Origin of the sequence: Hydrogenophaga sp. PBL-H3 (genome assembly GCF_010104355.1) — a bacterium.
Classification (GTDB): Bacteria; Pseudomonadota; Gammaproteobacteria; order Burkholderiales; family Burkholderiaceae_C; genus Hydrogenophaga.
Map to the genome: position 1 here is coordinate 310,516 of NZ_CP044972.1, position 26,982 is coordinate 337,497.

Here is a 26,982-nt window from a genome sequence, read left to right on the forward strand (position 1 = left end):
AACATCCGACCATGAAACGCGACGCATTGAAATCCGCCAGCACCATCGGCCAGCAACCCATCACCCTGGACGTGCTGAAGGAGAAATACCTCAAGGACGGTGAGACCAGCGAGCAGGACATCTACCGCCGCGTGGCGCGCGCCCTGGCCTCGGTGGAAGCCGAGGCCGACCGCGCGCTGTGGGAACAGCGCTTCTTCGACAACCTGCAGGCCGGCGCCATCGGGGCCGGTCGCATCATGAGCGCGGCCGGCACCACCATCCAGGCCACGCTGATCAACTGCTTCGTGCAGCCCGTGGGCGACTGCATCCAGGGCGTGGACGACGGCGGTTACCCCGGCATCTACGAAGCCCTGCGCGAGGCGGCTGAGACCATGCGGCGCGGCGGCGGTGTGGGCTACGACTTCTCGCGCATCCGCCCGCGCGGCGCCGAGGTCAAGGCCACCGCCTCGCTGGCCTCGGGTCCGTGCAGCTACATCAATGTGTTCGACCAGTCGTGCGCCACGGTGGAGAGCGCGGGCGCGCGGCGCGGTGCGCAGATGGGCGTGCTGCGCATCGACCACCCCGACGTGCTCGAGTTCATCACCGCCAAGCGAACGCCGGGGCGCTGGAACAACTTCAACGTGTCGGTGGGCGTGAGCGACGCCTTCATGCGCGCCCTGGCCGACGGCCAGCCCTGGGAACTGGTGCACCGCGCCCGCCCCGGCGCGGCCCTGATGGCCCAGGGCGCCCACCAGCGCGCCGACGGTCTGTGGGTCTACCGCAGCCAGCCCGCGCGCGAACTGTGGGACACGGTGATGCGCTCCACCTACGACTTCGCCGAACCCGGCATCCTGTTCCTCGACCACATCCAGCAGGACAACAACCTGCGCTACTGCGAGTCGATCGAGGCGACCAACCCCTGTGTGACGGCCGACACCCGGCTGGCGACACAACACGGGCTGGTGCGGATCGGTGACCTCTACAACAGCGGACTGCTCCTGGAGACCACGGTGGACCGCCGGGCTCTGGGCGGCGAGGGGCGTGGTGTCGACATCCGTTCCGCCAAGCCCGCGTTCATGACCGCCCGCCTGACCGATGTGTTCCAGGTCACCACCGAAGACGGCCATGAGATCAAGGCCACGGCCTGGCACGAGTTCTACACGTCGCGCGGCAAGATCAGGCTGTCGGACTTGAAGGTAGGCGACGAGTTGTGGGTGCAGTCCGGCAAGGGCCAGTTTGGTCAACAAGGCAGCGAGGAGCTGGGCATGCTGCTCGGCCTGATCACGGGCGATGGCCATTTCACCCACCGAGGGAAAGGGCGGGAGGTGGTGTGCATCAACCTCTGGAACCAGGAGCGTGAACTCGCGGAGCGGGTGACCACCACGGTCAACGCCATGATCGCCGGCCTGTCGCGAACACAGCGGACCTATTGCGTCGCGCCGGTGGCGGTGGTCGAGCGCAACCACGTCTTCATTCGCTCCGTGCTGCTGGCGCGTGCCCTGGAAGCGCTTGGTTTCACGCGCGACACCAAACTCCGGGTGCCCGAGGTGGTGTGGCAAGGCAGTGAGGCGTGCGTCAAGGCCTATCTGCGCGCACTGTTTCAAACCGATGGCACGGTCAACGTCTCCAGCGCCAGCGAGAGTTGTTCCATCCGTTTGAGCTCCAGCTACCCACAGCTGCTGAAAGATGTGCAGGTGCTGCTGGCCAACTTCGGTGTGTTCAGCCGTGTGCGACTGCGCCGGGAGGCGACCGTGAAGGCCATGCCCGATGGAAAGGGGGGGCAGGCCGACTACGCCTGCAAGTCTCAATACGAAATCATCATTGATGGTGAGTCCCGCGAGCAGTTCATGAGCGAGGTCGGTTTCCTGCTCGACTACAAAACAGCCCGCTACCGCGCGTGGGTGGCCGACAAGGTCTTGCGCAAAACCCAGCGCTTCGCCAGCCGGATTGCAGCCATCGTGCCCGCCGGTCAGGAAGCGGTGTTCGACACCACCCAGGCCGATCACAACACCGTGATCTTCAATGGCCTGGTGACAGGGCAATGCGGCGAGCAGCCCTTGCCACCCTACGGCTGCTGCGACCTCGGGCCGGTGATCCTGCCGCGCTTCGTGCGCCACCCCTTCGGCTTCGGCGGCCTGCCCACCTTCGACTTCGAGGCCTTCGAGCGGGTCGTGGCCCTGCAGGTGCGAGCACTGGACAACGTGCTCGATGTCACCTTCTGGCCGCTGCCGCAGCAGCGCGAGGAGTCCGCGGCCAAGCGGCGCATCGGCGTGGGTTTCACCGGCATGGGCAATGCGCTTGCCATGCTGTGCGTGCGCTACGACCGCGCCGAGGGGCGCGCCCTGGCCGCGCAAATCGCCGAGCGCATGCGCGACGCGGCCTACACGGCCTCGGTGGCGCTGGCGAAAGAGAAGGGCGCGTTCCCCAAGTTCGACGCCGACGGGTACCTGGCCGAGGGCACCTTCGCCAGCCGCCTGCCCGAGGCGCTGCGCGCGGCGATCCGCACGCACGGCATCCGCAACAGCCACCTGCTGTCCATCGCACCCACCGGCACGGTGAGCCTGGCCTTTGCCGACAACGCGTCCAACGGCATCGAGCCGCCGTTTTCCTGGATGTACCGGCGCAAGAAACGCGAGGCCGACGGCAGCACCACCGACTACGCGGTGGAAGACCACGCCTGGCGGCTCTACCGCGAACTCGGTGGCGACACGGCGCAGCTGCCCGAGTACTTTGTGAACGCGCTGGCGATGCCGGCGACCGACCACCTGGCCATGATGGAGGCGGTGCAACCCTTCGTGGACACCGCCATTTCCAAGACGGTGAACGTGCCGGCCGATTACCCGTACGACGACTTCAAGGGCCTGTACCAGCAGGCCTGGCGCGCCCAGCTCAAGGGCCTGGCGACCTACCGGCCCAACGCCATCCTGGGCTCGGTGCTCGACACCGGACCCACGCCGGAGACCACGGCCAGCGTGGCCACGGTGGACCCCATGCGCACGGTGATCGAGAGCCGGCCACCGGGCGCGCTCTCGGCCGTGGCCGACAAGATCGAGTACTGGACGCAGGAGGGCCACCAGACCCTGTATCTGCTGGTGTCGTTCCTGCCCGTGCCCACGGCCGACGGCTCGGGCACGGTCGAGCGCGCGATCGAGTTCTTCATGCCGGTGGGGCAGAGCGGTGAGTCGCAGCAGTGGGTGTCGTCCAGCATGCGGCTGCTCTCGCTGGCCGCGCGCGGGGGTTTCCTGGAGCGCGCCTTGCGCGACATGCGCAAGGTGGTCTGGGACCGTGGCCCGGTGCGCATGGGCACGCACCAGAAGGCCGACGGCACCCATGTGCCGATGTGGCACGACTCGGTGGTGGCGGCCATTGCGTACGCGGTGCAGACGCTGATCGCGCAGCGCGCCGGGGTCACGCCCGCGGGCTTGCCGCCAGCGCCGGTGGTGGTGGCCGCCACGCCGGGCCTCATGCCGGGCAAGAAGTGCGGCGAATGCGGCGCGCACGCGGTGATCCGCAAGGACGGCTGTGACTACTGCACGCAGTGCGGTCACCTCGGAGCGTGTGGATGAGCACTGTGGCGCGCACGCAGGGCTTGTCGCCGCGCGGGGGCGAACCGCCCGCTCGGCGCCCCTGGCGCGTGCGCCACCTGCTGCTCGCGCCGCACCGCCTGGGCTTTGCGCTGGCCATGCTGCTGTTGCTGGCCTCGGGCCTGTGGTGGGCGCTGGTGCAGGTGGACCGCGCCAGCGGCCTGATCGGCCTGCGCTACGCGTTCTCGCCCACGCTGGGCCACGCTGCGGTCATGACCTTCGGCTTCATTCCGCTGTTCTTCTCGGGCTTCCTGTTCACCGCCGGGCCCAAGTGGCTGGGCGTGGCCCCGCCGGTCGCGCGCGCGCTGCTGGCGCCGCTGCTGCTGCAGGCGCTGGGCTGGCTGCTCTGGCTCACCGGCGTGCACACGCACGTATCGCTGGCGCTGGCCGGCGCGGGTGCGGCCTGCCTCGGCCTGGGCGCAGTGGTGCTGCGGTTCTGGTCGCTGGTGCGGCGCAGCACCGAGCCCGACCGCGTGCACGCCCGCACCGTGGGCGTGGCCGGTCTGGTCGGCGTGGCCAGCCTGGCGCTGATGACCGTGGCGCTGGCGGCCGGCGAGATCGACTTGGCCGGCGCGGCGGTGCGCACCGCGCTCTGGGGCTTCGTGGTGGTGACCTACGTGGCGGTGGCGCACCGCATGATTCCATTCTTCACCTCCAGCGCCGTGCCCATGGTGGGCGCGTGGCGGCCGTTCTGGGGGCTGTGGGCGCTGCTGCTGGCGGTGGCCGTGGAGGTGCTGGCGGTGTGGCTGCCCGGGCTGCTGTCCGGGCCGCTCGCGCGCGCCTGGATGCTGGCGCGCGGCCTGCTGGAGCTGGGCGCCGGCGGCGTCATCCTGTGGCTGGCGGTGGTGTGGGGCCTGGTGCAGAGCCTGAAGATCCGCCTGCTGGCCATGTTGCACCTGGGCTTCCTGTGGCTGGGCCTGTCCTTCGTGCTGGCGGGCGTGTCGCAGCTGGCTGGCTGGGGCCTGGGCACGCCGGTGCTCGGTCTGGCGCCCCTGCATGCGCTCAGCATGGGTTGCCTGGGCTCGCTCATGCTGGCCATGGTCACGCGCGTGTCGTGCGGCCACAGCGGTCGCGCGCTGGTGGCCGACACACTCGTGTGGACGCTGTTCTGGCTGCTGCAGCTGGCTGTGCTGCTGCGCATCGCCGCCGCGCTGTGGCCCTCCCCGGTCTGGCTGCTCGTGCTGGCCGCCCTGTTGTGGGCCGGCGTCATGGGCGTGTGGGCCCTTCGCCTCTCGGGCTGGTACGGCCGCGTGCGCGCCGACGGCCGGCCGGGCTGACCTGGAGATCAACACATGCTGAACCTGGACACCCCGTTTTCACGCACCGAGGCCACCGAGGCCACCGAGGCCGCCGGGCCCGAATGGGCGCAGGTGGCGGCCGACCTGATCCACGCGCGCCAGACCGTGCTGCCCAAGCGCCTGCTGGCACCCGGCCCGGATGCGGACCAGCTGCAGACCTTGCTGGGTGCGGCCGCCGCCGCGCCCGACCACGGGCAGTTGCTGCCCTGGCGCTTCGTGATCGTGCCCCGCACCGAACGCGGCTCGCTGGCCGAGGTGTTTGCCCAGGCCCTGCGCGAGCGCGACGCCACTGCCACGCCCGAGCAACTGGACCAGGCGCGCGAGAAGGCGCACCGTGCGCCCTTGCTGCTGCTGGTGGTGGTCGACGGGCAGTGCGGCGACCCGTCGGTGGACCTGGCCGAGCGCATCCTGTCGGCCGGCTGCGCTGTGCAGAACATGCTGCTCATGGCCACCGCCATGGGGTTCGGGTCGGCGCTCACCAGCGGCAAGGCGCTCGGCTCCACCGCCTTGCGCCAGCGCTTTGGCCTGCACGCGGGTGAACACGCCCTGTGCTTCCTGAGCGTGGGCACGGTGGCGGCGCGCCGGCCCGCGCGCGTGCGCCCCACCGTGGCCGACTATTGCAGCACGCTCGGCCCTGCGCCAGCGAAGACCGCTTGATATTGGAGAACCCATGAACATTCAGACCTTTGACGATCTGCTGAGCGCCGCGCGCAGCCAGCCCCTGCCGCAGCGCCTGCTGTTCGTGTTTGCCGGCATCGAGTTGCCCGACGATGCCACGCCCGCCCAGCGGCTCGAATTCGAGCGCGGCGAGGGGGGCGCGCTGGTGCCGCAGATGTGTGTGGACAAGGGGCTGGACGAACTGGAATCGTTCGACCAGCTGGTGCGCGAGGCCGAGGCCTTTGGCCAGCCCTGGGGCATGGTGTTTGCCGCCGCACTGGCGGGCACACCGGGCCGCCAGCCCGACAGCGCCGAGGCCGAGCAGCCGCTGCAGGACATGGTGGAGGCGATCCGCCAGGGCCAGTTGCAGGCCTTCATACCGTTCAACCTGCAAGGGCAGGCCGTGGCCCTGGGCTGAAATGGTCACTGCGATCCCGCTCACATCCATCACGCTGCCCGGGCACCGCGCGCCCGCCGCGGGTTTCGAGGCGCCGTTCGAGATGCTGGGCGCCTGCCACGAGCGCGTGGAGCGCATGCTGGGTTTGCTGGTCAAGCTGCAGCAGCATGTTCTGGTGCGCGGCTGGGACGACAGCGTGGCCAGCGCCGCGCGCGACGTGATGCGCTATTTCGATCTGGCCGCGCCGCTGCACCACGAAGACGAGGAACGCCATGTGTTCCCGCCGCTGCTGGCCAGCGACGACGCGGCGCTGCGCCAGGTGGTGCTGGGTCTGCAGCAAGACCACCGCGACATGGCCACCGCGTGGGCGGCGGCGCGCGGTGTGCTGGCATTGGTGGTGCAGGCGCCGCCCGCGGGCTGGGCCCACTTCAGCCCGCAGGAGACGGCCACGCTCACCGCCTTTGCCCGTCTGTATGACCGCCACCTGCGCGAGGAAGATGGCCTTGTCTATCCGGCCGCGCAGGCCAGCCTGTCGCCCCAGGCCCTGCAGGCCATGAGCGCCGACATGATGCGCCGGCGCGGGCTGGAGCCTGGCTGAAACGCCGGTGTCTTCAGGCCTTGGGGCCCACCGTCAGCGCAACCTCGCCCACGCCTTCCACCGAGCCGGTGATGCGGTCACCCGGCAGCACCGCGCCCACGCCCTCGGGCGTGCCGGTGTAGATCAGATCGCCAGGTTGCAGGTGGTAGAAGAGCGAGAGGTCGGCAATGATTTCGCGGATGTTCCAGATCAGCTTGTCCACGTCTGACTTCTGCTTCACCGCGCCGTTGACCGACAGCTCGATCGCGCCGCGCTCGATCACCACGCCCGGCATGGGCACGATCTCGCTGCACACCGACGAATGCTCCACGTCCTTGCCCAGGTCCCAGGGGCGGCCTTTGTCGCGCGCCACCAGCTGCAGATCGCGCCGCGTCATGTCCAGGCCTGCCGCGTAGCCGTAAATGATCTCGTGCGCGTCGTCTGCCTTCACGCGAAAGCCGGGCTTGCCGATGGCCAGCACGAGTTCCATCTCGAAGTGGTAGTTGGCCGTCTCGCTCGGGTAGGGCGTGGTGGCGCCCGAGAGCGCCAGCGTCTGCGGCGCCTTGGTGAAGTAGAACGGCCGCTCGACCGACTTGTCCACCGGCTTGCCCATTTCCACCGCGTGCGCGTGGTAGTTGCGGCCGACGAAGAATAGGCGGTTGACGGGGAAGTGCTCGGTCTTGCCGCGCACGGGCACGGACGCGACGGGGGGCGGAGGGAAGAGGTAGGTGGTCATGGTGTGGAGCCGGTTCAGGGCATGGACGGTTGGTTGTCGGGGCGCACTTCGTACACGCCGAGCTTGCGGTGCAGCGGCGATTCGTCGGCGATGAAGAGGAAGGCCGGCGCGCTGGCCGAGGCGTTGGTGAGGGTGGTGGCGGTGTAGCCGGGGATGCAGCAGGTGTCGGCAGCGACCAGGTCGAAACCCTGGGCTTCGGTGGCCACACGCGCCGCGCCTTCGATCACGTGGTAGACCACGGCCGGCGAGCGCGCGGGCAGGCTCAGCGTCTGCCCCGGGCGCAGCATCAGTGCGTGGAAGCCGAGGATGTTCTCCACGTCTTCGCCGGTCTCGGGGTTCACGTAGGTCACCTGCACCGCGTCCACGTCGGGCCGGTCGGCCGCGAGCGACTCCAGCGCGGCTTTTGCATCGGCCCAGGGGTAGCGCAGCATGGGGTAGCGCTTGCCGCTGCGGCCGAACACGGGGGTGGGCACCACGCCGGCACGCGCGTAGGCTCGGTCGCCCTGGCCCGGTTTCGTTTCCTGGCGCGTGCCGTTGAGGTGGTAGCTCACCTCCAGGTAGTAGGCCAGCGGCAGGTCCAGCACGTCGAGCCAGATCACCGGCTCGTCTCCGTCGTGGCCGTGTTCGTGCCACAGGCCGGTGGGCGTGAGGATCAGGTCGCCGCGCGACATGGGGCACTTCTCGCCGTCCACCGTGGTCCAGGCACCTTCGCCTTCGACCACCATGCGCACCGCGTTGGGCGTGTGGCGGTGGCTGGGCGCCCACTCGCCGGGCATCAGCAGTTGCATGCCGAGGTACATGGCGGCGCTGGCCTGCATCTTCTCCAGTGTGTGGCCCGGGTTGGCCAGCACCAGCACGCGGCGCTCGGCCTTCTCGATCGGGGTGAGCTCGCCGGCTTTGAGCAGCAGCGGCTTGATGGTCTTGTAGGGCCAGTGCGTGGCCTGGGTCTGGCGCGTGGGAATGGTGGGCGGCAGCACGCCGCGCAGGCTGGGCCACAGCGGCACCAGGTTGAGCGCGCGCAGCTCGGCCACGTAGTCGGCGGGCAGGTCTTCGAGTCGTCCGAGGTCGTTCATGGTGTCTCCGTGTGTTCAGTGGGCGGCCAGGCAGTTCTCGACGTTCCAGCCGTACAGCCATTCCATCGCATCGTAGAAGCGTTCGGGTGTGCGGCCTTTCCACAGGTCGTTGCGCACCAGGCGTTCAACACCCTTGGCGTGGTAGATGCGGCCCATCTCGCGCGAGCTCAGCACGATGCGCGCGGTGCGTGCCACGCGCGAGCGCTGGTAGAGGTCAAAGGCCTTCTCGATGTCGTTGCCGTGCACGCGCAGCGTCTCGCCCAGCGTCACCGCGTCTTCAATCGCCATGCACGCGCCTTGGGCCATGTACTGCGTGGTGGGGTGGGCCGCGTCGCCCAGCAGCGTGACGCGGCCAAAGCTCCATTGGCCGATCGGCTCGCGGTCGGCCGTGGCCCAGCGTTTCCAGCTCTTGGGCAGGTCGATCAGCTGCCGCGCCTTGGGGCACAGCCCTTGAAAGTAACTCTGCACCTCCGCCTGGCTGCCTTCGGTCACGCCCCACTCTTCCTGTTCACGGCTGTGGAAGGTCACGACCACGTTGTATTGCTCGCCGCCACGCAGCGGGTAGTGCACCAGGTGGCAGTTCGGGCCCACCCAGATGCTGGCCGCGTTCCAGCGCAGGTCTTCGGGGAAGTCGGCCTTGTCCACCACGGCGCGGTAGACCACGTGGCCGGTCACACGCGCCTCGTCGCCCACGAACTGCTGGCGCACCACCGACTTCACGCCGTCGGCCCCGATCAGCGCCAGGCCCCGGTGGGTGTTGCCATGCTGGTCGTGCACGGTGACGCCGTTCGCATCTTGCTCGATGCGCACCACGCGGGCGGAGGTGACGAACTCGATCTGCCCGCTGGCCTGCACGCCTTCCAGCAGGGATGTGTGCGCGTCCGCCCGGTGAATCACCGCGTAGGGGTTGCCGAAGCGTTGGCGAAAGGCCTCGCCGGTGGGGATCTTGCCGACCTGGACTTCGTCGATCGCGTCGTGCATGACCATGAAGTCGGTGTAGACCGCGCGCTTGCGTGCCTGCTCGCCCACGCCCAGCGCGTCGAAGGCGTGGAACGCATTGGGCCCGAGCTGCATGCCGGCGCCGATCTCGCCCAGCTCGGCCGCCTGCTCCAGCACCTTGACGCGAAAGCCCTGGCGCACCAGGGCCAGGGCTGCGGCCAGGCCGCCGATGCCGCCGCCGGCCACGATAACCGGCAGGTCTGAAGGGCTTGTGTTCATGGTTGTCTCCTGAGATTGCGCTGCATGCTGATGATAAGTGTACTTAGTGTAAGGTCGGTGCTAGGATTCCTGCAACACCATCCATCGCCATGAAACGCAGCCCTCCCACCGTCGACATCGACCACCAGCCCGGTCACTACATCCGCCGGCTGCACCAGATTTCGGTGGGCATCTTCCTGCAGGAGCTCGGCGAGATCGGTATCACCCCGGTGCAATACGCCGCCTTGCAGACCGTGGCCAACCACCCGGGCATCGACCAGCGCACGCTGGCGCGCACCATCGCGCTGGACGCTTCCACCACCGGCGGCGTGGTCGACCGGCTGGAAGCCCGTGGCTGGCTGGAGCGCAAGACCGCCCCCGAGGACCGACGCGCCCGCCAGCTTGCGCTCACCGACGCCGGTGTGCAACTGCTGAGCGAGGCGGTGCCGGCCATGCTGGGTGCGCAAGACCTGATCCTGGGGCCGCTGACCGAGCGCCAGCGCGAACAGTTCATGAAGCTGCTGCGCCTGCTGGTGGACACCAACAACGCCCACAGCCGCGCGCCCAGCGAAGCCCTGAAGTAACGGCATCCCTCTTGGCCGCGTGCGGGGCCGTGGCTATGATCCAGAGCGATCCGAGCCCGCCCTCCATGCCCACCGCCCCCGCGCCAACCCTGTTGTCTGCCGACCACCTGGCCATGATGGACGGCGGGGTGTCCGTGATCGTCAGCAGCTGCGGCACCGACCTCGCGCCCAGCGTGATGCGCGCGGTGGGCAGCCACATCGGCGATGGCGGACGTCGCATCACCGTCTTCGTCTGCCGCAGCCAGTCGACACAGCTGCTGCGCGACGTGGCCCGCAGCGCGCGGCTCGCCGCCGTGTTCAGCCAGCCCAGCACACACCGCACGGTGCAGCTCAAGACCCGCGCGGCCCGCCTGCGCGAAGCCACCGACGCCGACGTGCCCGCGCTGCAGCGCTACCTGCGCGGCATGGAGATTGAACTCACGCGCATCGGTTTTGGCGCGGTCTATGCGCGCGCGATGCTGGCGCACCGACTCGACGACGTGGTGGCGATCGAGTTCGAGCCCGAACTGGCGTTTGACCAGACCCCCGGCCCCAAGGCGGGCCAACCCATCGTGGGCATGCCATGACGGCCGCGCTGCCGCTGCCTGCGGTGGACCTGGGCGAGGTGCGCCCCTGCCTGGAGGGCGCCATTCCCGCCATCATGGCCACCTGCGGGGCCGACGGCACGCCCAACGTGGCCTACATCTCGCAGGTCTACTACGTGGACGAGGGCCACGTGTCGCTGTCGTTCCAGTTTTTCAACAAGACGCGCCAGAACCTGCTGGCCAACCCGCGCTCCACGCTGCTGGTGCTCAACCCGCTCAACGCGGTGTTCTACCGGCTGCACCTGCGCTACCTGCGCACCGAGTCCTCGGGGCCAGTCTTCGAGAGCATGAAAGCCCAGCTCGCCGGCATTGCCTCGCACACCGGCATGGCCGATGTGTTCCGCCTGCTCGGATCGGACATCCACGAGGTGATCGAGGTCGAGCGCCTGCCGCAGGAGCCCCTGCCCGAGGCCCTGCCACAGCCGCCAGCCAGGCCCAACCACCTGTCCGTGTTGCGCCGCGGCAGTGCGCGCCTGTCGGCCGCGCGCAGCCTGGGCGCGGCGCTTGATGTCACGCTGGACACCCTGGCGCAAGACCTCGCGGTGCGCCATGCGATGGTGCTGATCCTGGACACCACCACGCAGCGGCTCTACACCGTGGCCAGCCGCGGCTACGAGACCTCGGGCGTGGGCTCCGAGATCGCTCTGGGCGATGGCGTGATCGGTGTGGCCGCGCGCGAATGCACGCCGGTGCGCATCATGCACATGACCAGCGCCTACCTGTACAGCCGCGCCATGCGCAACAGCCTGGGCGACGCACAGCCGCAGAACACCGACATTCCCTACCCCGGCCTGCCGGAGCCGCACAGCCAGATGGCGGTGCCGCTGCAGTCGGCCGGGCGCGTGGTGGGGGTGCTTTTTGTCGAGAGTCCGCTGGACATGCAGTTCAGCTTCGAGGACGAAGATCTGCTGGTCGCGCTCGGTGGCCAGCTGGGCGCGGCGATCGACCTGATGCACGAGGCCGAGGCCCCTTGCACCGAGGACGAGCCAGAGGCCGCCGCGGCGGTGGTGCCAGCGCCGGCGGGACCGGCGCTGCACGTGCGCCACTACCGCAGCAACGACAGCGTGTTCATCAACAACGCCTACCTGATCAAGGGCGTGGCCGGCGCCATTCTGTGGAAGCTGCTGCGAGATGGCCAGCAGGGCCGCTGCGAGTTCACCAACCGCGAGCTGCGGCTGGACAGCTCGCTGCGCCTGCCCGACGTGGCCGACAACCTCGAAGCCCGGCTCCTGTTGCTGCACCGCCGGCTGGCCGAACAGTGCCCGCAGCTGCGCATCCAGAAGACCGGGCGCGGCTGCTTCCGCTTCGAGGCGAATGGCCCGGTCGAGCTGGAAGACGTGGCGGCTTGATCCGCGAACTCAGACCGTCACCAGGCCGGGCACCGGTGGCAGGCCCAGGCCGCGGGCGAGCTTGGCCCAATCGCGCGGGATGAGCAACCCCTGGATGGTTGTCAGCATGCCCTCGAACACGGGCGCGGGCGCCCCGGCGCGCATGCCCTGCATCACACCCAGGCGCTCGGGGGCGCTCAGCTGCGGCAGCATCCAGCGCATCACCAGCATCATCTCGACTGGCGCAATGGTGGCCAGCAGGGCGTCGTGGATGCCGATCAGCTCGGCATCGCTGTAGGCGGCCCAGAGCGCGGCGTTGTGCACCGTTTCCTCGGCGTGCATGTGCTGGTGGTTGTCGGCCACGAAGAGGGCCAGCGCCAGGTAGAGGGCCTGCAGCGCGGCCTCGCGCTCGCCAGCCTCCAGCTTCACCAGGGAGAGGGCGGCATCGCGCAGGTGGGCAATAACGTGCAGGTGGCCTTCGTGGTCTTGTGCCACAGGCCCGCAGACGCCGGGGCAACGCGCTTCAAGTGCCGGGTGCACAAAATTGTTCTCGTGGGCGACGTGGCTGGCGCACAGGTCCATGAGCTCGCCCACGCGGGCCGCCGCATGGTTGACATCGGCAGCGTCCGACGGGTCGGCGCGGCCGACGGTGAGCAGGGTGTCGGCCATGAAGGCGCGCAGCGCCTTGTGGATGCCGGCATACATGTTGAAACGGCCCAGACCGGTGCGGGCGGTGGCGGCGACGTGGGCCATTTCGATGGCGTGGGATTGCATGGTGGTTCCTTTGACGGGCTGAGCCCGGTGTGTCCCTGGATGACCGCTGCACCCCATGTGCCGCGATTCATGGAGGACAAGTCTAGGAATCCACTGCGGTGCGCGCTGCTAAATAGCGCTTAAAGGAATCGTAAAAAAACCTTAAGCGAACCAAGCAGCGGCTGTTTCAGTCGAGTCCGCGCACGCGACCGCGCAACTGCTTGACGGTCGAGCGCGTGGCCTTGCCTTCGAGCCGGCGCTGTTTCGAGCCGAAGGTGGGTTGGGTGGCCTTGCGCGCCTTGGGCAGCGTGGCCACGCTGTCCACCAGCGCCTGCAGGCGCTCCAGCGCTTCTGCCTTGTTCTGTTCCAGGCTGCGGCTGGTCTGCGCCTTGATTACGACCACACCCTCGGTGGTGATGCGCTGGTCGCTGAGCGCGAGCAGGCGTTCCTTCACGGCCTCGGGCAACGACGAGGCGTGGATGGCAAAACGCAGGTGCACCGCGTTGGACACCTTGTTCACGTTCTGCCCGCCCGCGCCCTGGGCGCGAATGGCGGTGAACTCCACCTCGTTGGGCTGCACGCTCGGGGACATGGAACGAGTGTGCCACGCAGCCCAGAGGCGTCAGTAGCGCTCCTTCACGCCGGTCACCATGGCCTTGACCAGACGCGTGCGCTCGATGCGGCCCATGACGATGGCGGCCGCGGCGTGCAGGCCGACCATGGGCATCAACCACTCGCCCAGGCCTTCGTGCAGGTCCTGCAGCCATTCCTCACCCCAGAACGCGTCCAGTCCCTGCATCCACCCGGTCAGGCCGAGCGCGAGCACCATGGACAGGAGGCCCAGCACCATCAGCGCGCCCAGGGGGTTGTGGCCCCAGTGGTGTTCTGGCTCCTCGCGCAGCAGGGCGCGAACATGGTTGGCCACGCGGCGTGGTGTCGGGAAAAAATCGGCAAAGCGCGCGTGGCGCGGGCCGATGAAGCCCCACACCACGCGCACGCCCACCAGTGCGGCGGCTGCGTAGCCCAGCCACTGGTGCAGGGCTTCACCGTCGTCCACCACAAAGAGGTTGAGCAGCACGCAGGCCACCAGCGACCAGTGGAAGACGCGCACCAGCGGGTCCCAGACCCGCTTCGATGCGACGGTGGTCACTTCTGCTCGACGGGCTTGCCGCTCACCGGGTCGAAGTAGATCTCGACCTTCTTGCCGGCCTTGTCGGTGCCGTAGATCTCATAGCAGTGGCCTTTGCTCACCTTGAAGGTTTTGATCTGGTAGCCCTGGGCTTCCACATCCTTCTTGAAGGCGGCCTCGGGCATCCATTTTTCCTTCGGAGCGTTGCACGAAGGACCGGCAACGGCGGCCCCAGCCACGGCGAGAAGAAGAGCGGAGAGAACAACAGATTTCATGACTCGTTTCCTTGTGATTCGATGCCAGCGGTTGCTGGTGAAGGCATTGAAACGGGCGAACTTGAAGTGAGCCTTAAGCCGCTGTGTGACGGATGTCAGCAACGGTAACGCGGCAGGTCAGTGGCCTGGCGCGTGTTCGGGTGACTTGCGCCACAAGAGCATCAGCGCGAGCAGGGCCGAGGCGATCATGAGGAACAGGCTGATCGCGTTGAGCACCGGTGTGGCGCCTTCGCGCATGCGGCTGTACATGAGCACGGTGAGTGGCGAGTCCGAGCCCACGAGCATGAGCGTGGTGTTGAAATTCTCGAACGACATGAGGAAAGCCATGGCGGCGGCGCCGATCATGCTGGACCGCAGGTAGGGCAGCGTGATGGTCCGCAGCACCGCAGCGCGGCTGGCGCCGAGGTTGTAGGCGGCCTCTTCGAGCGTGCGGTCGAAGCGGCGCAGGCTGGCCGAGATGGTGAGCGTGGCGATGGTGACGATGTAGCAGAACTGCCCCAGGATCACCAGCGGCAGGCCCGGGCGCAAGAAGTCCAGTTCCAGGCCCCAGGCCTCGTCGGCGAAGTTGGCGATGCGGCTGGCGAACGCGAGGATGGAGATGCCCAGGATCACGCCCGGGATCACCAGCGGCAGCATGCTCAGCAAGGCGATGGCGTTCTTGCCGGGAAAGTCGAAGCGTTCCAGCAAGAAGGCGTTGCAGGTGCCCACGCCGACCGACAGCACCGTGACCCAGGAGGCGACCCACGCGCTGGTGCCCAGGCTCTGAATCAATTCGGCGTCGAACAGCACCCCGGTGCGGCTGTCGCTGTTCGCCACGAACCAGTCCAGCGTGAGGCCCATCCAGGGCGGTGTGGGATAGGGCGCGTTGTTGAACGCGAAGACCGCCACCACCGCCAGCGGCACGAACAGGAACACGAAGAACACGAACACGAAGGCGTTGAGGCCGAAGCGCTGTGCGAAGGAGCGGGGCAGGCTGGGGATCATGTCAGTGGCCGAACGGCCGCCCGAAGGACACTGAGCGCCCCCTCGGGGGGCAGAGAACGAAGTGAACGTGGGGGCTTCATGTCTTCATCACCGCACCGAAGCGCTGACCTGTGAGTCGCAAGCCAACCCAGACCAGGAGCGTGGACAAGCCCAGCAGCAGGAAACCGAAGGCCGCGCCCTGGTTCCAGTTGAAGCGGGTGATGAACTGGGTGTAGATCTGCTCGGTGAACCAGAGCGAGTTCTTGCCGCCCAGCAGCGTGGGCGTGAGGTAGTTGCCCAGGCACAGCATGAAGACCACGATGCAGCCGGCCGCGATGCCGGGCGCCGCGTGGGGAATGACGATGCGGCGCACGATGTTGGCGGTGCTGCCGCCGAGGTCGTAGGCGGCCTCGATCAGGCTGTCGTCCAGGCTCTCCAGGCTGTTGACGAGCGGGATCACCATGAACAGCAGCGAGGCATAGACCAGGCCGACGAGGATGGTGGCATCGCGGTAGAGCAGCTCCACTGGCGCGCTGGCCAGGCCCAGACTCTGCAGCAGGCTGGAGACCACGCCGGTCTCGCGCAGCAGGATCAGCCAGCCCAGGGTGCGAACCATCTCGCTGACCCAGAACGGCAGCAGGCACAGCACCAGCAGCACGGTTTTGGCGCGCCCGCGCGCCACCTTGGCGATGTACCAGGCGGCCGGGAAGGCCAGCAACAAGGTGAACACCGTGGCCAGCACCGACAGCGTGGCCGTGCGCACGAAGGTGTTCCAGTACAGCGGCTCGTCCACGAAGGTGCGGTACTGGTCCAGGCTGAGCGCGTATTCGCCCGGGCCGGTGCGTGCCTGCAGCGACAGCACCAGCAACTCCACGTGCGGCAGCACCACCAGGCCCAGCAGCCACAGCAGCATCGGGGCGAGCAGCACCCCGAGAAAGAAGCGGCGGTGGGCGGTCTGGCTCATCGCGTCGTCAGGCCGCGAAACACCAGGCCTGCGCGCTCTGGTAGGCGAAGTGCACCGTCTCACCCGGCTTCAGGTCGGCCAGCCGCCCGGTGAGGGGCAGGGCGATGTGCAGGGGTGTGTTGCTGCGCGCCTCGCGCACCTGCACGGTGGAGTTGCCGCCGTCGAACAACACGCTGTCGACCACCGCGCTCCAGGCCGGATCGCCAGCGGGCAACTCGCGTGGGCTGCGCCCGATCTCGATAGCCTCGGGCCGCACGAAGACCACGGCGGCCTGGCCCGCCGAGATGGTGCCCACGGCCTGCGCCCACAGCGCCATGCCGCTGCCGGTGCGCAGCTGCACCTGGGCACCGTTGAGCTGCTCCACGTGGCCCTCGAAGCGGTTGTTGTTGCCCACGAAGCCGGCCACGAACGATGTGGTCGGCTGGTAGTAGAGCTGCTGCGGGCTGCCGACCTGTTCAAACCGGCCCTGGTTCATCACTGCGACCTGGTCCGACATCACCAGCGCTTCCGACTGGTCGTGCGTGATGTAGACGAAGGTGGTGCCGATCTCGGCCTGCAGTTGCTTGAGCTCGACCTTCATGTGTTCGCGCAGTTTCAGGTCGAGTGCGCCCAGCGGTTCGTCCAGCAGCAGCAGGGTGGGCTCCAGCACCAGCGATCGCGCGATGGCCACGCGCTGCTTCTGCCCGCCCGAGAGCTGGTCGATGCGTTTGTGTGCGCTGCCGGGCAGGCCCACGCGCTGCAGCATGTCGGTGACCCGGGCTTGGATGGCCGGGCCCTTGAGTCCACGGCGCTGCAGCCCGTAGGCGATGTTCTCGCCCACGCTCATCATGGGAAACAGCGCCAGGTGCTGGAACACCATGTTCACCGGCCGCCGGTTGGGTGGCACGCCCAGCATGGACGCACCCTTGATGCGCAGGTCGCCGCTGTCGGGCGCGATGAAGCCCGCGATCATGCGCAGCAGCGTGGTCTTGCCACAGCCCGAGGGGCCGAGGATGGAGAAGAACGAACCGCGACGGACGTTGAAACTCAAGGCCCGCACCGCCACAAACGCACCAAAGCGTCTGTCGACGGACAGGACCTCAAGATCGTTGTCGCCGGGTGATGCGGCGCCGGGTGTGGGCACCGCTCAGTTGGCGGCTTTGACGCGGTCGAGCACGCGGCCTTCGATCTCTTCGATGCCGGCGGGCACCGGTGGGTACCACTTGATGTTCTTCAGCGCGGCGTCGGGGAAGCTCTCGGCGAACTGCTTCTTGAGCGTGGCGTCGGCCAGTTGGTCGGCGCCTTTGCTGGCGGTGAAGTTGCCGGCGGCACTGGCGACCTTGGCGGCCACTTCAGGACGCATGTTGAAGTTGATCCAGGCGTAGGCGGCCTCGTCGTTCTTGCCCTTGGCGGGCAGGGCGAAGGTGTCTACCCAGCCCAGAGCGCCCGACTTCGGCGCGACGAACTTGATGTCCGGGTTGGCCTTGTTGAGCTCCCAGCCGCCGGTGTCCCACATCATGGCGGTGGTCAGTTCACCCGAGCGGATGCCGGCGAGCAGCTGGTCCTTGCCGTCCCAGTAGAACTTCACGTTCTTCTTGCACTCGGCGAGCTTCTTGCCCATGTCGTCCATGAGGGCGGTGTAGGCCTTGGGGTTGTTGTAGAGCTTGAACGGGTCCTTGCCCGATGCAAACGACATGGCGATCAGCGTGGGGCGCTTCAGGCGCATGCTGACCTTGCCGGCGTTCTCGGCCGTGCACAGGTCGGCGTAATCGGTGGCCTTGGAGGTCTTGGTGTTGACCACCAGGCCGTCGGTGCCCCAGATGTGCGGCAAGCCATACACCTTGCCAGCCACCGTGGTGTTCTTCTTGGTGGCTTCCAGCATGGACGGGATGAACAGCTCGGACTTGATCTTCTTCAGGTCCATCGCCTTGTAAATCTTGAACTCGGTCTGTGGGCCGGCAATCCGGTCCTGGCTGGGCTGCACCAGGTCGAAGCCAGCGCCGGCCGTGGCACGCAGCTTGGAGATCATCTCTTCGTTGTTCGACAGCGTGACCTCGACCTTGATGCCGGTCTCCTGGGTGAATTGCTCGACCACTTCCTTCGGGGCATAGCCGCCCCAGGTGAGCAGGCGCAGGGTCTTGTCTTGAGCGCTGGCCCCGGTGGCGGTAGAAACCAGCAAGGTGGCCAGAGCCATGCGATGGAGGGTACGGTTCATGTGGAGACTCACTTTCAAAGGTGACAGATCGGTGAAAAGGAGGTGACGACACGGCGATGGCCGGATGACAAACCGGCCGAGGCAGGCGCCACTATGGTCCAACCGCAAGCCTTGTCAAGCCGCGACGGTCCCGATTCGGGCAGCGCGACGGTACGACCGTGGCGTGACGTTTCGGTGACAGCCCTGGAGAAGGCGGGGCATGGACACGGCTGGGATAATCCTGGCATGGCAAGCAAACAGCGTGTGGTGGTGGGATTGAGCGGGGGCGTGGACTCCGCGGTGAGCGCGTACCTGCTCAAGCAGCAGGGGTATGAGGTCATCGGCATCTTCATGAAGAACTGGGAAGACGACGACGACGGCGAATACTGCTCGACGCGGCAGGACTTCCTGGACGCCGCCAGCGTGGCCGACGTGCTGGGCATCGACATCGAGCACGTGAACTTTGCCGCCGAGTACAAGGACCGCGTGTTTGCCGAATTCCTGCGCGAGTACCAGGCCGGGCGCACGCCCAACCCCGACATCCTGTGCAACGCCGAGATCAAGTTCAAGGCCTTTCTCGACCACGCCATGCGCCTGGGCGCCGAGAAGATCGCCACCGGCCACTACGCCCGGGTGCGTGAGCGCAACGGGTCGTTCGAGCTGCTCAAGGGCCGCGATCCGCTGAAAGACCAGAGTTACTTCTTGCACCGCCTGAACCAGGCGCAACTGAGCAAGACGCTGTTCCCGGTGGGTGAACTGCCCAAGACCGAGGTGCGCCGCATCGCTGCCGAGATCGCCTTGCCCAATGCGAAGAAGAAGGACAGCACCGGCATCTGCTTCATTGGCGAGCGCCCGTTTCGCGATTTCCTTAACCGCTACATCGCCAAGGAGCCTGGCCCGATCAAGGACGAAAAAGGCCGGGTGCTGGGCCAGCACGTGGGCCTGAGCTTCTACACGCTCGGACAACGCCAGGGCCTGGGGATCGGGGGCGTCAAGGCCAAGGGCGCTCAGAAGGGCGGCAACGATCACGCACCCTGGTTCGTGGCCCGCAAGGACATGGCGAGCAACACGCTGTGGGTAGTGCAGGGGCACGACCACCCCTGGTTGCTCACGCCACGGCTGAGCGCGCAGGACGTGAGCTGGGTGGCGGGCCATGCGCCGGCGGCAGGGGACGTGGGCGCCAAGACGCGTTACCGCCAGGCCGACGCGCCCTGCGTGCTGCAGCCGCAGGGCGACAGCCATTTCGATCTCCAGTTCAGGGAGGCACAGTGGGCTGTGACACCGGGCCAGAGCGCGGTGATCTACAAGGGGGAGATCTGCCTGGGCGGTGGCGTGATCACCACCGACGCGGCCAGCGCCTGAAGGCTTTCAGGGCGCCTTGGGCGGGGCGTTCAGGCGCTCGTGGATGCGCCGCGTGGTGCGCCACACCACCCACAGCACCAGCGGCACCAAGGCGCCGGCAGCCATTTCCGGCTGGATCGGCAGGCCAGCGGCCTTGGCGCCCTTGGCGATGTAGAGCAACAGGCTGATCACGTAGTAGGAGATGGCGGCGATCGACAGGCCTTCCACCGTGGTCTGCAGTTGCAGCTGCAGTTCCTGGCCTCGGGTGAGCTTGGCGAGAAGCTGCTGGTTTTGTGCCTCGGTGACAATGTCGACTCGCGTGCGCAGCAGCGCGCTGGTGCGGGAGACGCGTTCTGACAGCGAGGCCAGGCGTTGCGCGCTGGCCGCCACCGTGGCCATGGCTGGTGAAAGCCGGCGCTGCATGAACTCGCCGATGGTCTGCGTGCCCGGGATCGGCTTCTCGCGCAACTCCGCGATGCGCTGCGTGACCACCGCGTCGTAGGCGCGCGTGGCTGCGAAGCGGTAGGTGTTCTCTGCCGTGGCGCGCTCCACGCGCGCTGCCAGAGAAATCAGCTGGTCCAGCAGTTCCTGCTCCGAGGTGGACTTGTTCTCCAGCTGCGCCGTGATGGTGGCCAGCTGCGCTTCGGCCTGCGTCAGCATGGGCGCCAGCGCCTTGACCGCGGGCAGGCCGCGCAGCGCCATGAGGCGGTAGGTTTCGATTTCGAACAGGCGTTGGGAAATGCGGCCGGCCCGCGTTTCGCTCGTGTCTGGCGGTGTGATGACCAGCATGCGCTCGAAGCCTGAGGGGCGCAGATGGAAGTCGGTCAGGGCCCACGAATGACCGCCACCCAGCTGCGAGGCAACCACGGTGCGCCCCCCAAACCAGCGTTGCGCCGGGCCCATCAGAGCGGCCTGAGCAGCAGGATTCTGATCGGGTAAATCGGCCTGCAACATCACCATCTTGATCGCGGCCACGGTGCGCCCGGGGATCTCGCGCAGCCAGCCCGGCGGTGTGACCAGCGCGTCCAGCAGCTCTGGCTCGCTGGTGCCCAGGCCGGTGGCCTCGGGCAGGGGCTGCACGATGGAGTAGCGGGTGAACTCGGTGTGGCGCTCCCACTTGAGCGTGTAGCCCTCGAAGCGCAGGCGCAGGAAGTTGCCGCGCATCTGCTCGGGTGTGAGGGCATCCTGCCCGGGCAGCCGGCGCAGGTGCTCACACTCCTGCTCGCGGCTCACGCCTTCATTGAGCACGGCCACAAAAACGATCAGCACTGGCAGGCGGATGCGCGCGGCCGGTCGCGCATGCACTTCGTTGTGCAACTCTTCGCGCAGCGCGTCGTCGGGCGGCAGGGCACTGGGCGGGGTAGGGCTTGCGGCAGCGGGAGTGGACGAATTCATCGGCGCATGGACTCTGGGAGTTGGGCTGCCGCCAACTGTATGCCAAGGTGGGTGCTGCGCCCCACCGCATCCGATCAGGATGTGCCGAACGGGCGCCTGAGCCAGGCAACGCCGGAGACTGGCGCGCTGCCTGTCGTTGCGCGCTTCTCCATCTGCCAGTGGGGCGAGGCCGCCAGTGGAGCCACCTCGGTCGACGCCCAGCCAGAAGGGTCCTCGCTGGCGTATTCGAGTGCCGGGCGGCGCGATATCTCAGCCGCGTGCCGTGCGATGCGGGTCGGCTGTGCCATGAGGTCCCGGTGCTTTTTCAGTGCCGCCTGGATCATGCGGCTCACAAAGCCCGGGCCTGCGGGTTTGGCAATGAAGCGGAAGATCTGTCCTTCGTTGATCAGCCGGCTGATGGTGCTGCTGTCGCGCTCAGCGGTGTAGATCATGGCCACGATGTTCGGGCTGCTCCGTTTCACCGCCCTGATGAGTTCCACGGTGGAACCATTGCCAGAGTCGGTGTCGGCCACGATCACGGCCACCTTGTGGCGATGCAGCAGGCTGACCGCTTCGCTGGGATTGCGGGCCCACAACAGCAGCATCGTGTCATCCAGAAGGGTGCGCAGCTGGTGCTCGATGGTGGGGTCTTCGTCCATGAGGAGGAAGGCCTCGGTGCGGCTGTCGCGCAGGCTGTCCAGCGCCATGTCCATGATCGTCGCCGGTTCTGCGTCACGCTGCAAGGGCACCTCGCGTGCCACGGTGGCCGCGTAGGAGACCGTGTCGATCAGGTGCTGGTTGTCCCAGGGTTTGCGGATGAAGCGAAACACCTCGCTGTCGTTGACCGAGCGAAGCACGTCGGTGTATTCCGAATAACCGGTGAGCAGCAGCCGCATGGTGTTGGGCGATGTTTCCTTGACCCGTTCGAGGAATTCGGTGCCGGTCATGCTGGGCATGCGCTGATCGCTGATCACTACGTCGAATTCGCTGTTGCGAATGAGCTCAAGACCTTCGCTGGCATCGGTTGCGGACGACACGTCAAAGCGGCCTCGCAGCAGCCAGTTGAGCGAGCGCAGCACGCTGGGTTCATCGTCCACACACAGGACACGGGGTTTGTGAGTTTCTTTCATGTGGGTTGACCTGCTGGAATGGGAAGTTCGATCTGGAAGGTGGTACCGATGTCCACCTGGGTTTTCACGGTCAGGGTGCCGCCGTGCTCGGTCACGATGTCCCTGGCAATCGACAGACCCAGCCCGGTGCCTGTGGCTGCCGGCTTGGTGGTGAAGTAGGGGTCGAAGATGCGCGGCAGGACGTCATCGGGAATGCCCTTGCCGGAGTCCTCGACCGTGATGCGGATGTGCCGACCGGCCATGGCGGTGGACACCGTGATCACGCCTGCGCCGTCGATGGCCTGGGCCGCGTTCATGATCAGGTTCAGAAACACCTGGTTGAGCTGGGACACATGGCACTCCAGCCTGGGGAGCTTCGAGCATTTCTGGACCACTCTGATCTTGGTCGAGATCACGGCCTTGGCGATGTAGATCACGCTGGCCAGGGTGGCGTTGAGGTCGACCTCTGCTGTGCGTGAGTGATCCACCCGGGTGAAGTTGCGCAGGTTGGCTGCCAGCGAACACCTTGCTGGCTTACCCGGTGATGGTGGGTTCGGCGGTTGAAATGCTGTTGTTGTCCTTTGCCTTGGCCGATCGCATCAAGGCCGATCGTGAAGCGAAGGAGCTGGCGCTGTCCATGGGCTTGCGCGCGCAGGTGAAGAATCAGGAGGCCGAGCGGCAGTCGATTGAAAAATCGCGCTTCCTCGCGGCGGTGAGCCACGACCTGCGCCAGCCGCTGTTTGCCATGGGCTTGGCCACGGAGAGCCTGCGCGCACGGGAGCCCGCGCACGACCCTGTGGTTCTGCAAATGAAATCTGCGCTTGGGTCGGCCAATGGCTTGCTGGACTCGATCATGACGACGGCACGCCTGGAAACCGGCTCATTGAGAGCGAACAGGTCCAACTTCTCCATTCAACCGCTGCTGGATCGGGTGGACCTGACTTTTGAGCTCCAGGCCAGGGCCAAGGGGTTGCGCTGGGTGGTCACGCCCAGCATCGCGTGCGTGCACAGCGATGCCTTGCTGCTGGAGCGCATGGTCAGCAATCTGGTGTCCAACGCGGTGCGCTTCATCCAGTCCGGGGGCGTGGTTGTCTCGTGCCGCCCCAGCGGGTCGTGTTTGTTGCTGCAGGTTTGGGACACGGGTTCCGGCATCGATTCGGCTCACCACGAAGCGATCTTCACCGAATACTTTCGGGGGGAGCCCGAGACCGGAGGCGACAACGGCGTGGGGCTGGGCCTCTTCATCGTTAAGAACTGCGCTGCGATATTGGAGATTGCCCTGTCGTTGCGATCGGTGCCCGGCCGCGGTTCTTGCTTTTCGCTGCGCATTCCGCTGGACCGATCCGACGCCCAGGGCCAGGCTGTGTTGGCGGATCTTCAGCAAAGCCCCCCGACCGACGGGTCGGTTTGAACCAGGGCGAGGGGATAGCGCAGACCCGCAAGGTGGTCTTCCATGCACCGCAGCACCAGTGAGCTGCGGTGACGCGCAGCGCTGAGTCGGACCTCGTCAGGTGTGAGCCACAGCGTCCTGACGATGCCGGTGTCCAGGCTGAGTCCCGGCACCACATCCCCCAGCTCGCCGCAAAAAGCAAACCGCAGGTAGGTGATGTCCTCGTCTTCGGCAGGGGTCTGGCCCGCCCGTTGAAACCGCGAGAGGTACACGCCCACCAGCGCCGTGGGGGTGAATCGGTGGGTGGTCTCCTCCAGCGTTTCGCGCACCACACCTTCGGCCGGGCTTTCGCCGGGGTCCAGGTGGCCGGCCGGGTTGTTCAGGCGCAAGCCCTCCGGCGTGTACTCTTCGATCAACAGGTATTTGCCGTCGCGTTCGATGACGGCGGCCACGGTGACACTGGGTTTCCAACGGATGGGCATGAGCGATTATCTTGCCATGGGGGCTGTGGTGCTGTCCTCTAACAGCATGGTCGAGCAGCCGTTTCAGTTAAGCTCGGCTGTTGTTTTTCCAACCCGCGAGCGAGGAGACGTTCATGATGATTGGCGTACCCACTGAGACCACAGTGGGCGAAACCCGAGTGGCCGTCACGCCCGAGACGGCCAAAAAATACGTGGCCCAGGGCCACACCGTGCGCATTCAGTCCGGGGCCGGACTGGCCGCCAGCGTGACCGACGCGGCGTATACCGCCGTGGGGGCCGAGGTCACCGACGCAGCGGGTGCTCTGGGGGCCGACCTCGTGCTCAAAGTGCGAACGCCTTTCGACAACGAGCTGGTCCAGATGAAGCCGGGCGCCACCGTGGTCGGCATGCTCAACCCCTTCGACGCTGACGGCCTGCAGCGCATGGCACGTGCCGGTCTCACCGCGTTTGCCCTGGAAGCGGCTCCCCGCACCACCCGCGCGCAAAGCATGGACGTGTTGTCTTCCCAGGCCAACATTGCCGGCTACAAGGCCGTGATGCTGGCGGTGCACCACTACCAGCGCTTTTTCCCCATGCTCATGACTGCGGCGGGCACCGTCAAGGCTGCGCGCGTCGTGATCCTGGGTGTGGGTGTGGCAGGCCTGCAGGCCATCGCCACGGCCAAGCGTCTGGGCGCGGTGATCGAGGCCTCCGACGTGCGCCCCAGCGTGAAGGAACAGGTGGAGTCGCTGGGTGGCAAGTTCATCGACGTGCCTTATGAGACCGCCGAAGAGAAAGAGGCGGCTGAAGGCGTGGGCGGTTACGCCCGGCCCATGCCGCCGAGCTGGCTGGAGCGCCAGAAGCTCGAAGTGGCCAAGCGCGTGGCGCTGGCCGACGTGGTGATCTCCACCGCGCTCATTCCCGGGCGCGCCGCGCCGGTGCTCATCACCGAAGACATGGTCAAGTCCATGAAGCCGGGCAGCGTGATCGTGGACATCGCCGCCGGCAAGGGCGCGGGCGGTGTCGGGGGCAACTGCCCGATCACCGAGACGGACCGCACGGTGGTCAAGCACGGCGTGACCATCGTCGGCGAGACCAACCTGGCCGCCATGGTGGGGGCCGACGCCTCGGCGCTGTATGCGCGCAACGTGCTCGATTTCCTCAAGCTCATCGTCAACAAGGACGGCGCGCTGCACGTGGACATGGAAGACGACATCGTCGCGGCCTGCCTGATGGCGCAGGGCGGTGAAGTGAAACGCAAGAGCTGAACGAGACACCAAGGACAAGACCATGGAAGCCGTATCCCCCACCGTTCTCAACCTCATCATCTTCGTGCTGGCCATCTACGTGGGCTACCACGTGGTGTGGAACGTCACGCCCGCGCTGCACACGCCGTTGATGGCCGTGACCAACGCCATTTCGGCCATCGTGATCGTGGGCGCCATGCTGGCCGCAGCACTCACCGAAACCAACCTGGGCAAGACCATGGGCGTGCTGGCCGTGGCGCTAGCCGCGGTCAACGTGTTTGGTGGTTTCCTGGTCACGCGGCGCATGCTGGAGATGTTCAAGAAGAAAGAACGCAAGGCGCCCGTGGCTGCCGAGGGAGCCTCCAAATGAGCATGAATCTGGTGACGCTGCTGTACCTGATTGCCAGCATCTGTTTCATCCAGGCCCTGAAGGGTCTGTCACACCCCACCACGTCCATTCGCGGCAACCTGTTCGGCATGACCGGCATGGCGATTGCCGTGCTGACCACCGCCGCGCTCATCGTCGAGCTCTCCGGCGGCAAGGCCGAAGGCATGGTCTGGGTGCTCGTAGGCCTGGTGGTGGGCGGTGGCGCTGGCGCCATCATGGCCAACCGGGTCGAGATGACCAAGATGCCCGAGCTGGTGGCCTTCATGCACAGCATGATCGGTCTGGCGGCGGTCTGCATCGCCGTGGCCGTGGTGGCCGAGCCCTACGCCTTCAACATCGTGCAGCGCGCGGCTGACGGCACAGTGCCGCCCATTCCGTTTGGCAACAAGATCGAGCTGTTCCTGGGCGCGGCCATCGGCGCCATCACCTTCTCGGGCTCGGTCATCGCCTTCGGCAAGCTCTCGGGCAAGTACAAGTTCCGGCTGTTCCAGGGCGCACCGGTCAGCTTTGCCGGCCAGCACATGATCAACCTGGTGCTTGGCCTGACCACAGTGGCCCTGGGCCTGGTGTTTGCCGTCACCGGCAACTGGACCGCCTTCGTGGCCATGATCGCGCTCTCGTTCGTGCTCGGCGTGCTGATCATCATTCCCATCGGCGGTGCCGACATGCCGGTGGTGGTGTCCATGCTCAACAGCTACTCCGGCTGGGCGGCCGCCGGCATCGGCTTCAGCCTGAACAACTCCATGCTGATCATTGCCGGCTCGTTGGTGGGCTCGTCGGGTGCGATCCTGAGCTACATCATGTGCAAGGCCATGAACCGCTCGTTCTTCAACGTGATCCTGGGCGGCTTCGGCGGCGAGGCGGCTACCGCTGCGGCGGGCAGCGCGGTGCAGCGCAACGTGAAGAGCGGCAGCGCCGATGACGCGGCCTTCGTGCTGGGCAATGCCGAGACCGTGGTGATCGTGCCCGGCTACGGCCTGGCCGTGGCGCGCGCGCAGCACGCCGTGAAGGAGCTGGCCCACAAACTCACCGAGAAGGGCATCACCGTCAAGTACGCCATCCACCCGGTGGCCGGACGCATGCCGGGCCACATGAACGTGTTGCTGGCCGAGGCCGAGGTGCCGTACGACCAGGTGTTCGAGATGGAAGACATCAACGGTGAGTTTGGCCAGGCCGACGTGGCCATCATCCTGGGCGCCAACGACGTGGTGAACCCGGCCGCCCTGCAAAAAGGCAGCACGATCTACGGCATGCCGATCCTGGAGGCCTACAAGGCCAAGACGGTGATCGTGAACAAGCGCTCCATGGCCGCGGGCTATGCCGGCCTGGACAACGAACTCTTCTACATGGACAAGACCATGATGGTCTTTGGCGATGCGAAGAAGGTTGTGGAAGACATGACCAAGGCGATCGAATAACGA

The 26,982-nt window shown here is 67.0% G+C and carries 28 protein-coding genes; 13 read left to right on the plus strand and 15 right to left on the minus strand.

The annotated features are described in order from the left end of the window. Positions 1 to 11 precede the first annotated feature (11 nt). Genes F9Z44_RS01470 through F9Z44_RS01490 form a run of 5 tightly spaced genes read left to right on the plus strand, consistent with a single transcriptional unit; the run spans position 12 to position 6,513 of the window. Positions 12 to 3,545, plus strand: coding sequence for an LAGLIDADG family homing endonuclease (locus F9Z44_RS01470; RefSeq protein ID WP_159602962.1), 3,534 nt, complete (start codon positions 12 to 14; stop codon positions 3,543 to 3,545). Beyond that, a complete protein-coding gene (locus tag F9Z44_RS01475) occupies positions 3,542 to 4,840 on the plus strand; it encodes an NnrS family protein (RefSeq protein WP_159602963.1) in 1,299 nt (432 codons plus the stop codon). The genes F9Z44_RS01470 and F9Z44_RS01475 overlap by 4 nt, the downstream gene beginning before the upstream one ends. 15 nt (positions 4,841 to 4,855) lie before the next feature. Beyond that, a complete protein-coding gene (locus F9Z44_RS01480) occupies positions 4,856 to 5,518 on the plus strand; it encodes a nitroreductase family protein (RefSeq protein WP_159602964.1) in 663 nt (220 codons plus the stop codon). A 13-nt stretch (positions 5,519 to 5,531) separates the two neighbouring features. Next, a complete protein-coding gene (locus F9Z44_RS01485; protein WP_159602965.1) occupies positions 5,532 to 5,936 on the plus strand; it encodes a ribonucleotide reductase subunit alpha in 405 nt (134 codons plus the stop codon). Position 5,937: 1 nt separating this feature from the next. Then, positions 5,938 to 6,513 carry a hemerythrin domain-containing protein gene (locus tag F9Z44_RS01490; RefSeq protein ID WP_236574224.1) on the plus strand — a complete coding sequence of 192 codons (576 nt, stop codon included), beginning with the start codon at positions 5,938 to 5,940 and terminating at the stop codon, positions 6,511 to 6,513. A 13-nt stretch (positions 6,514 to 6,526) separates the two neighbouring features. On the opposite strand, the gene F9Z44_RS01495 is transcribed toward F9Z44_RS01490, so the two are convergent. The 3 genes from F9Z44_RS01495 to F9Z44_RS01505 are packed head-to-tail and all read right to left on the minus strand — an operon-like array spanning position 6,527 to position 9,519. Further along, positions 6,527 to 7,228: a fumarylacetoacetate hydrolase family protein gene (locus tag F9Z44_RS01495; RefSeq protein WP_159602966.1), complete on the minus strand. Its 702-nt coding sequence runs from the start codon at positions 7,226 to 7,228 to the stop codon at positions 6,527 to 6,529. Positions 7,229 to 7,242: 14 nt separating this feature from the next. Continuing rightward, a complete protein-coding gene (locus F9Z44_RS01500) occupies positions 7,243 to 8,301 on the minus strand; it encodes a cupin domain-containing protein (protein ID WP_159602968.1) in 1,059 nt (352 codons plus the stop codon). A gap of 15 nt (positions 8,302 to 8,316) precedes the next feature. Then, on the minus strand, positions 8,317 to 9,519 hold the full coding sequence (locus F9Z44_RS01505) for a 3-hydroxybenzoate 6-monooxygenase (protein ID WP_159602969.1): 1,203 nt from the start codon (positions 9,517 to 9,519) through the stop codon (positions 8,317 to 8,319). 89 nt (positions 9,520 to 9,608) lie between these two features. Here F9Z44_RS01505 and F9Z44_RS01510 point away from each other — a divergent pair, with 89 nt between their 5' ends. From F9Z44_RS01510 to F9Z44_RS01520, 3 genes are all read left to right on the plus strand, one after another. Further along, positions 9,609 to 10,082 (plus strand): MarR family winged helix-turn-helix transcriptional regulator, encoded by a 474-nt coding sequence (locus F9Z44_RS01510; protein WP_159602970.1) that lies wholly within the window; start codon positions 9,609 to 9,611, stop codon positions 10,080 to 10,082. A 65-nt stretch (positions 10,083 to 10,147) separates the two neighbouring features. Then, positions 10,148 to 10,648 (plus strand): pyridoxamine 5'-phosphate oxidase family protein, encoded by a 501-nt coding sequence (locus F9Z44_RS01515; protein ID WP_159602971.1) that lies wholly within the window; start codon positions 10,148 to 10,150, stop codon positions 10,646 to 10,648. Beyond that, on the plus strand, positions 10,645 to 12,015 hold the full coding sequence (locus F9Z44_RS01520) for a GAF domain-containing protein (RefSeq protein WP_159602972.1): 1,371 nt from the start codon (positions 10,645 to 10,647) through the stop codon (positions 12,013 to 12,015). The genes F9Z44_RS01515 and F9Z44_RS01520 overlap by 4 nt, the downstream gene beginning before the upstream one ends. 9 nt (positions 12,016 to 12,024) lie before the next feature. On the opposite strand, the gene F9Z44_RS01525 is transcribed toward F9Z44_RS01520, so the two are convergent. The 8 genes from F9Z44_RS01525 to F9Z44_RS01560 form a co-directional block, all read right to left on the minus strand. Then, positions 12,025 to 12,768 carry a hemerythrin domain-containing protein gene (locus tag F9Z44_RS01525; protein ID WP_159602973.1) on the minus strand — a complete coding sequence of 248 codons (744 nt, stop codon included), beginning with the start codon at positions 12,766 to 12,768 and terminating at the stop codon, positions 12,025 to 12,027. Between the two features lie 166 nt (positions 12,769 to 12,934). Then, positions 12,935 to 13,339, minus strand: a complete 405-nt coding sequence (gene arfB, locus F9Z44_RS01530; protein WP_159602974.1) for an alternative ribosome rescue aminoacyl-tRNA hydrolase ArfB — start codon at positions 13,337 to 13,339, stop codon at positions 12,935 to 12,937. A 30-nt stretch (positions 13,340 to 13,369) separates the two neighbouring features. Continuing rightward, the gene (locus F9Z44_RS01535; RefSeq protein WP_159602976.1) at positions 13,370 to 13,897 is read right to left on the minus strand and encodes a cytochrome b/b6 domain-containing protein; all 528 of its coding nucleotides are present in this window, start codon (positions 13,895 to 13,897) and stop codon (positions 13,370 to 13,372) included. Then, positions 13,894 to 14,151, minus strand: a complete 258-nt coding sequence (locus F9Z44_RS01540) for a PepSY domain-containing protein (protein WP_159602977.1) — start codon at positions 14,149 to 14,151, stop codon at positions 13,894 to 13,896. Before F9Z44_RS01540 ends, F9Z44_RS01535 begins: the two co-directional genes overlap by 4 nt. 117 nt (positions 14,152 to 14,268) lie before the next feature. Continuing rightward, positions 14,269 to 15,135, minus strand: a complete 867-nt coding sequence (locus tag F9Z44_RS01545) for an ABC transporter permease (protein WP_159602978.1) — start codon at positions 15,133 to 15,135, stop codon at positions 14,269 to 14,271. A 76-nt stretch (positions 15,136 to 15,211) separates the two neighbouring features. Further along, the gene (locus F9Z44_RS01550; protein ID WP_159602979.1) at positions 15,212 to 16,078 is read right to left on the minus strand and encodes an ABC transporter permease; all 867 of its coding nucleotides are present in this window, start codon (positions 16,076 to 16,078) and stop codon (positions 15,212 to 15,214) included. Positions 16,079 to 16,085: 7 nt separating this feature from the next. Continuing rightward, positions 16,086 to 17,117, minus strand: coding sequence for an ABC transporter ATP-binding protein (locus tag F9Z44_RS01555; RefSeq protein ID WP_328793970.1), 1,032 nt, complete (start codon positions 17,115 to 17,117; stop codon positions 16,086 to 16,088). 87 nt (positions 17,118 to 17,204) lie between these two features. Next, positions 17,205 to 18,272, minus strand: a complete 1,068-nt coding sequence (locus tag F9Z44_RS01560) for an extracellular solute-binding protein (RefSeq protein ID WP_159602981.1) — start codon at positions 18,270 to 18,272, stop codon at positions 17,205 to 17,207. 225 nt (positions 18,273 to 18,497) lie between these two features. On the opposite strand from F9Z44_RS01560, the gene mnmA reads away from it, so the two are divergent. Further along, positions 18,498 to 19,613 carry a tRNA 2-thiouridine(34) synthase MnmA gene (mnmA, locus tag F9Z44_RS01565; RefSeq protein ID WP_159602982.1) on the plus strand — a complete coding sequence of 372 codons (1,116 nt, stop codon included), beginning with the start codon at positions 18,498 to 18,500 and terminating at the stop codon, positions 19,611 to 19,613. 6 nt (positions 19,614 to 19,619) lie between these two features. On the opposite strand, the gene F9Z44_RS01570 is transcribed toward mnmA, so the two are convergent. The 3 genes from F9Z44_RS01570 to F9Z44_RS01580 all read right to left on the minus strand — a co-directional run bounded on the left by F9Z44_RS01570 (position 19,620) and on the right by F9Z44_RS01580 (position 22,563). Next, positions 19,620 to 20,987 (minus strand): DUF3422 family protein, encoded by a 1,368-nt coding sequence (locus F9Z44_RS01570; protein ID WP_159602983.1) that lies wholly within the window; start codon positions 20,985 to 20,987, stop codon positions 19,620 to 19,622. 74 nt (positions 20,988 to 21,061) lie between these two features. Beyond that, positions 21,062 to 22,096: a response regulator gene (locus tag F9Z44_RS01575; protein ID WP_159602984.1), complete on the minus strand. Its 1,035-nt coding sequence runs from the start codon at positions 22,094 to 22,096 to the stop codon at positions 21,062 to 21,064. Then, positions 22,093 to 22,563, minus strand: a complete 471-nt coding sequence (locus tag F9Z44_RS01580) for a sensor histidine kinase (RefSeq protein WP_159602985.1) — start codon at positions 22,561 to 22,563, stop codon at positions 22,093 to 22,095. Before F9Z44_RS01580 ends, F9Z44_RS01575 begins: the two co-directional genes overlap by 4 nt. 38 nt (positions 22,564 to 22,601) lie before the next feature. Between F9Z44_RS01580 and F9Z44_RS01585 the strand changes: the two genes are divergently transcribed. Further along, complete coding sequence (locus F9Z44_RS01585; protein WP_159602986.1) at positions 22,602 to 23,486, plus strand: sensor histidine kinase; 885 nt, start codon at positions 22,602 to 22,604, stop codon at positions 23,484 to 23,486. Here F9Z44_RS01585 and F9Z44_RS01590 read toward each other — a convergent pair. Beyond that, positions 23,453 to 23,947, minus strand: a complete 495-nt coding sequence (locus F9Z44_RS01590) for an NUDIX hydrolase (RefSeq protein WP_159602987.1) — start codon at positions 23,945 to 23,947, stop codon at positions 23,453 to 23,455. The genes F9Z44_RS01585 and F9Z44_RS01590 overlap by 34 nt on opposite strands. Positions 23,948 to 24,060: 113 nt before the next feature. Between F9Z44_RS01590 and F9Z44_RS01595 the strand changes: the two genes are divergently transcribed. The 3 genes from F9Z44_RS01595 to F9Z44_RS01605 are packed head-to-tail and all read left to right on the plus strand — an operon-like array spanning position 24,061 to position 26,979. Then, positions 24,061 to 25,194, plus strand: coding sequence for a Re/Si-specific NAD(P)(+) transhydrogenase subunit alpha (locus F9Z44_RS01595; protein WP_159602988.1), 1,134 nt, complete (start codon positions 24,061 to 24,063; stop codon positions 25,192 to 25,194). A 22-nt stretch (positions 25,195 to 25,216) separates the two neighbouring features. After that, positions 25,217 to 25,543, plus strand: a complete 327-nt coding sequence (locus F9Z44_RS01600) for an NAD(P) transhydrogenase subunit alpha (RefSeq protein ID WP_159602989.1) — start codon at positions 25,217 to 25,219, stop codon at positions 25,541 to 25,543. Beyond that, on the plus strand, positions 25,540 to 26,979 hold the full coding sequence (locus F9Z44_RS01605; protein ID WP_159602990.1) for an NAD(P)(+) transhydrogenase (Re/Si-specific) subunit beta: 1,440 nt from the start codon (positions 25,540 to 25,542) through the stop codon (positions 26,977 to 26,979). The genes F9Z44_RS01600 and F9Z44_RS01605 overlap by 4 nt, the downstream gene beginning before the upstream one ends. The last annotated feature ends 3 nt before the right edge of the window (positions 26,980 to 26,982 follow it).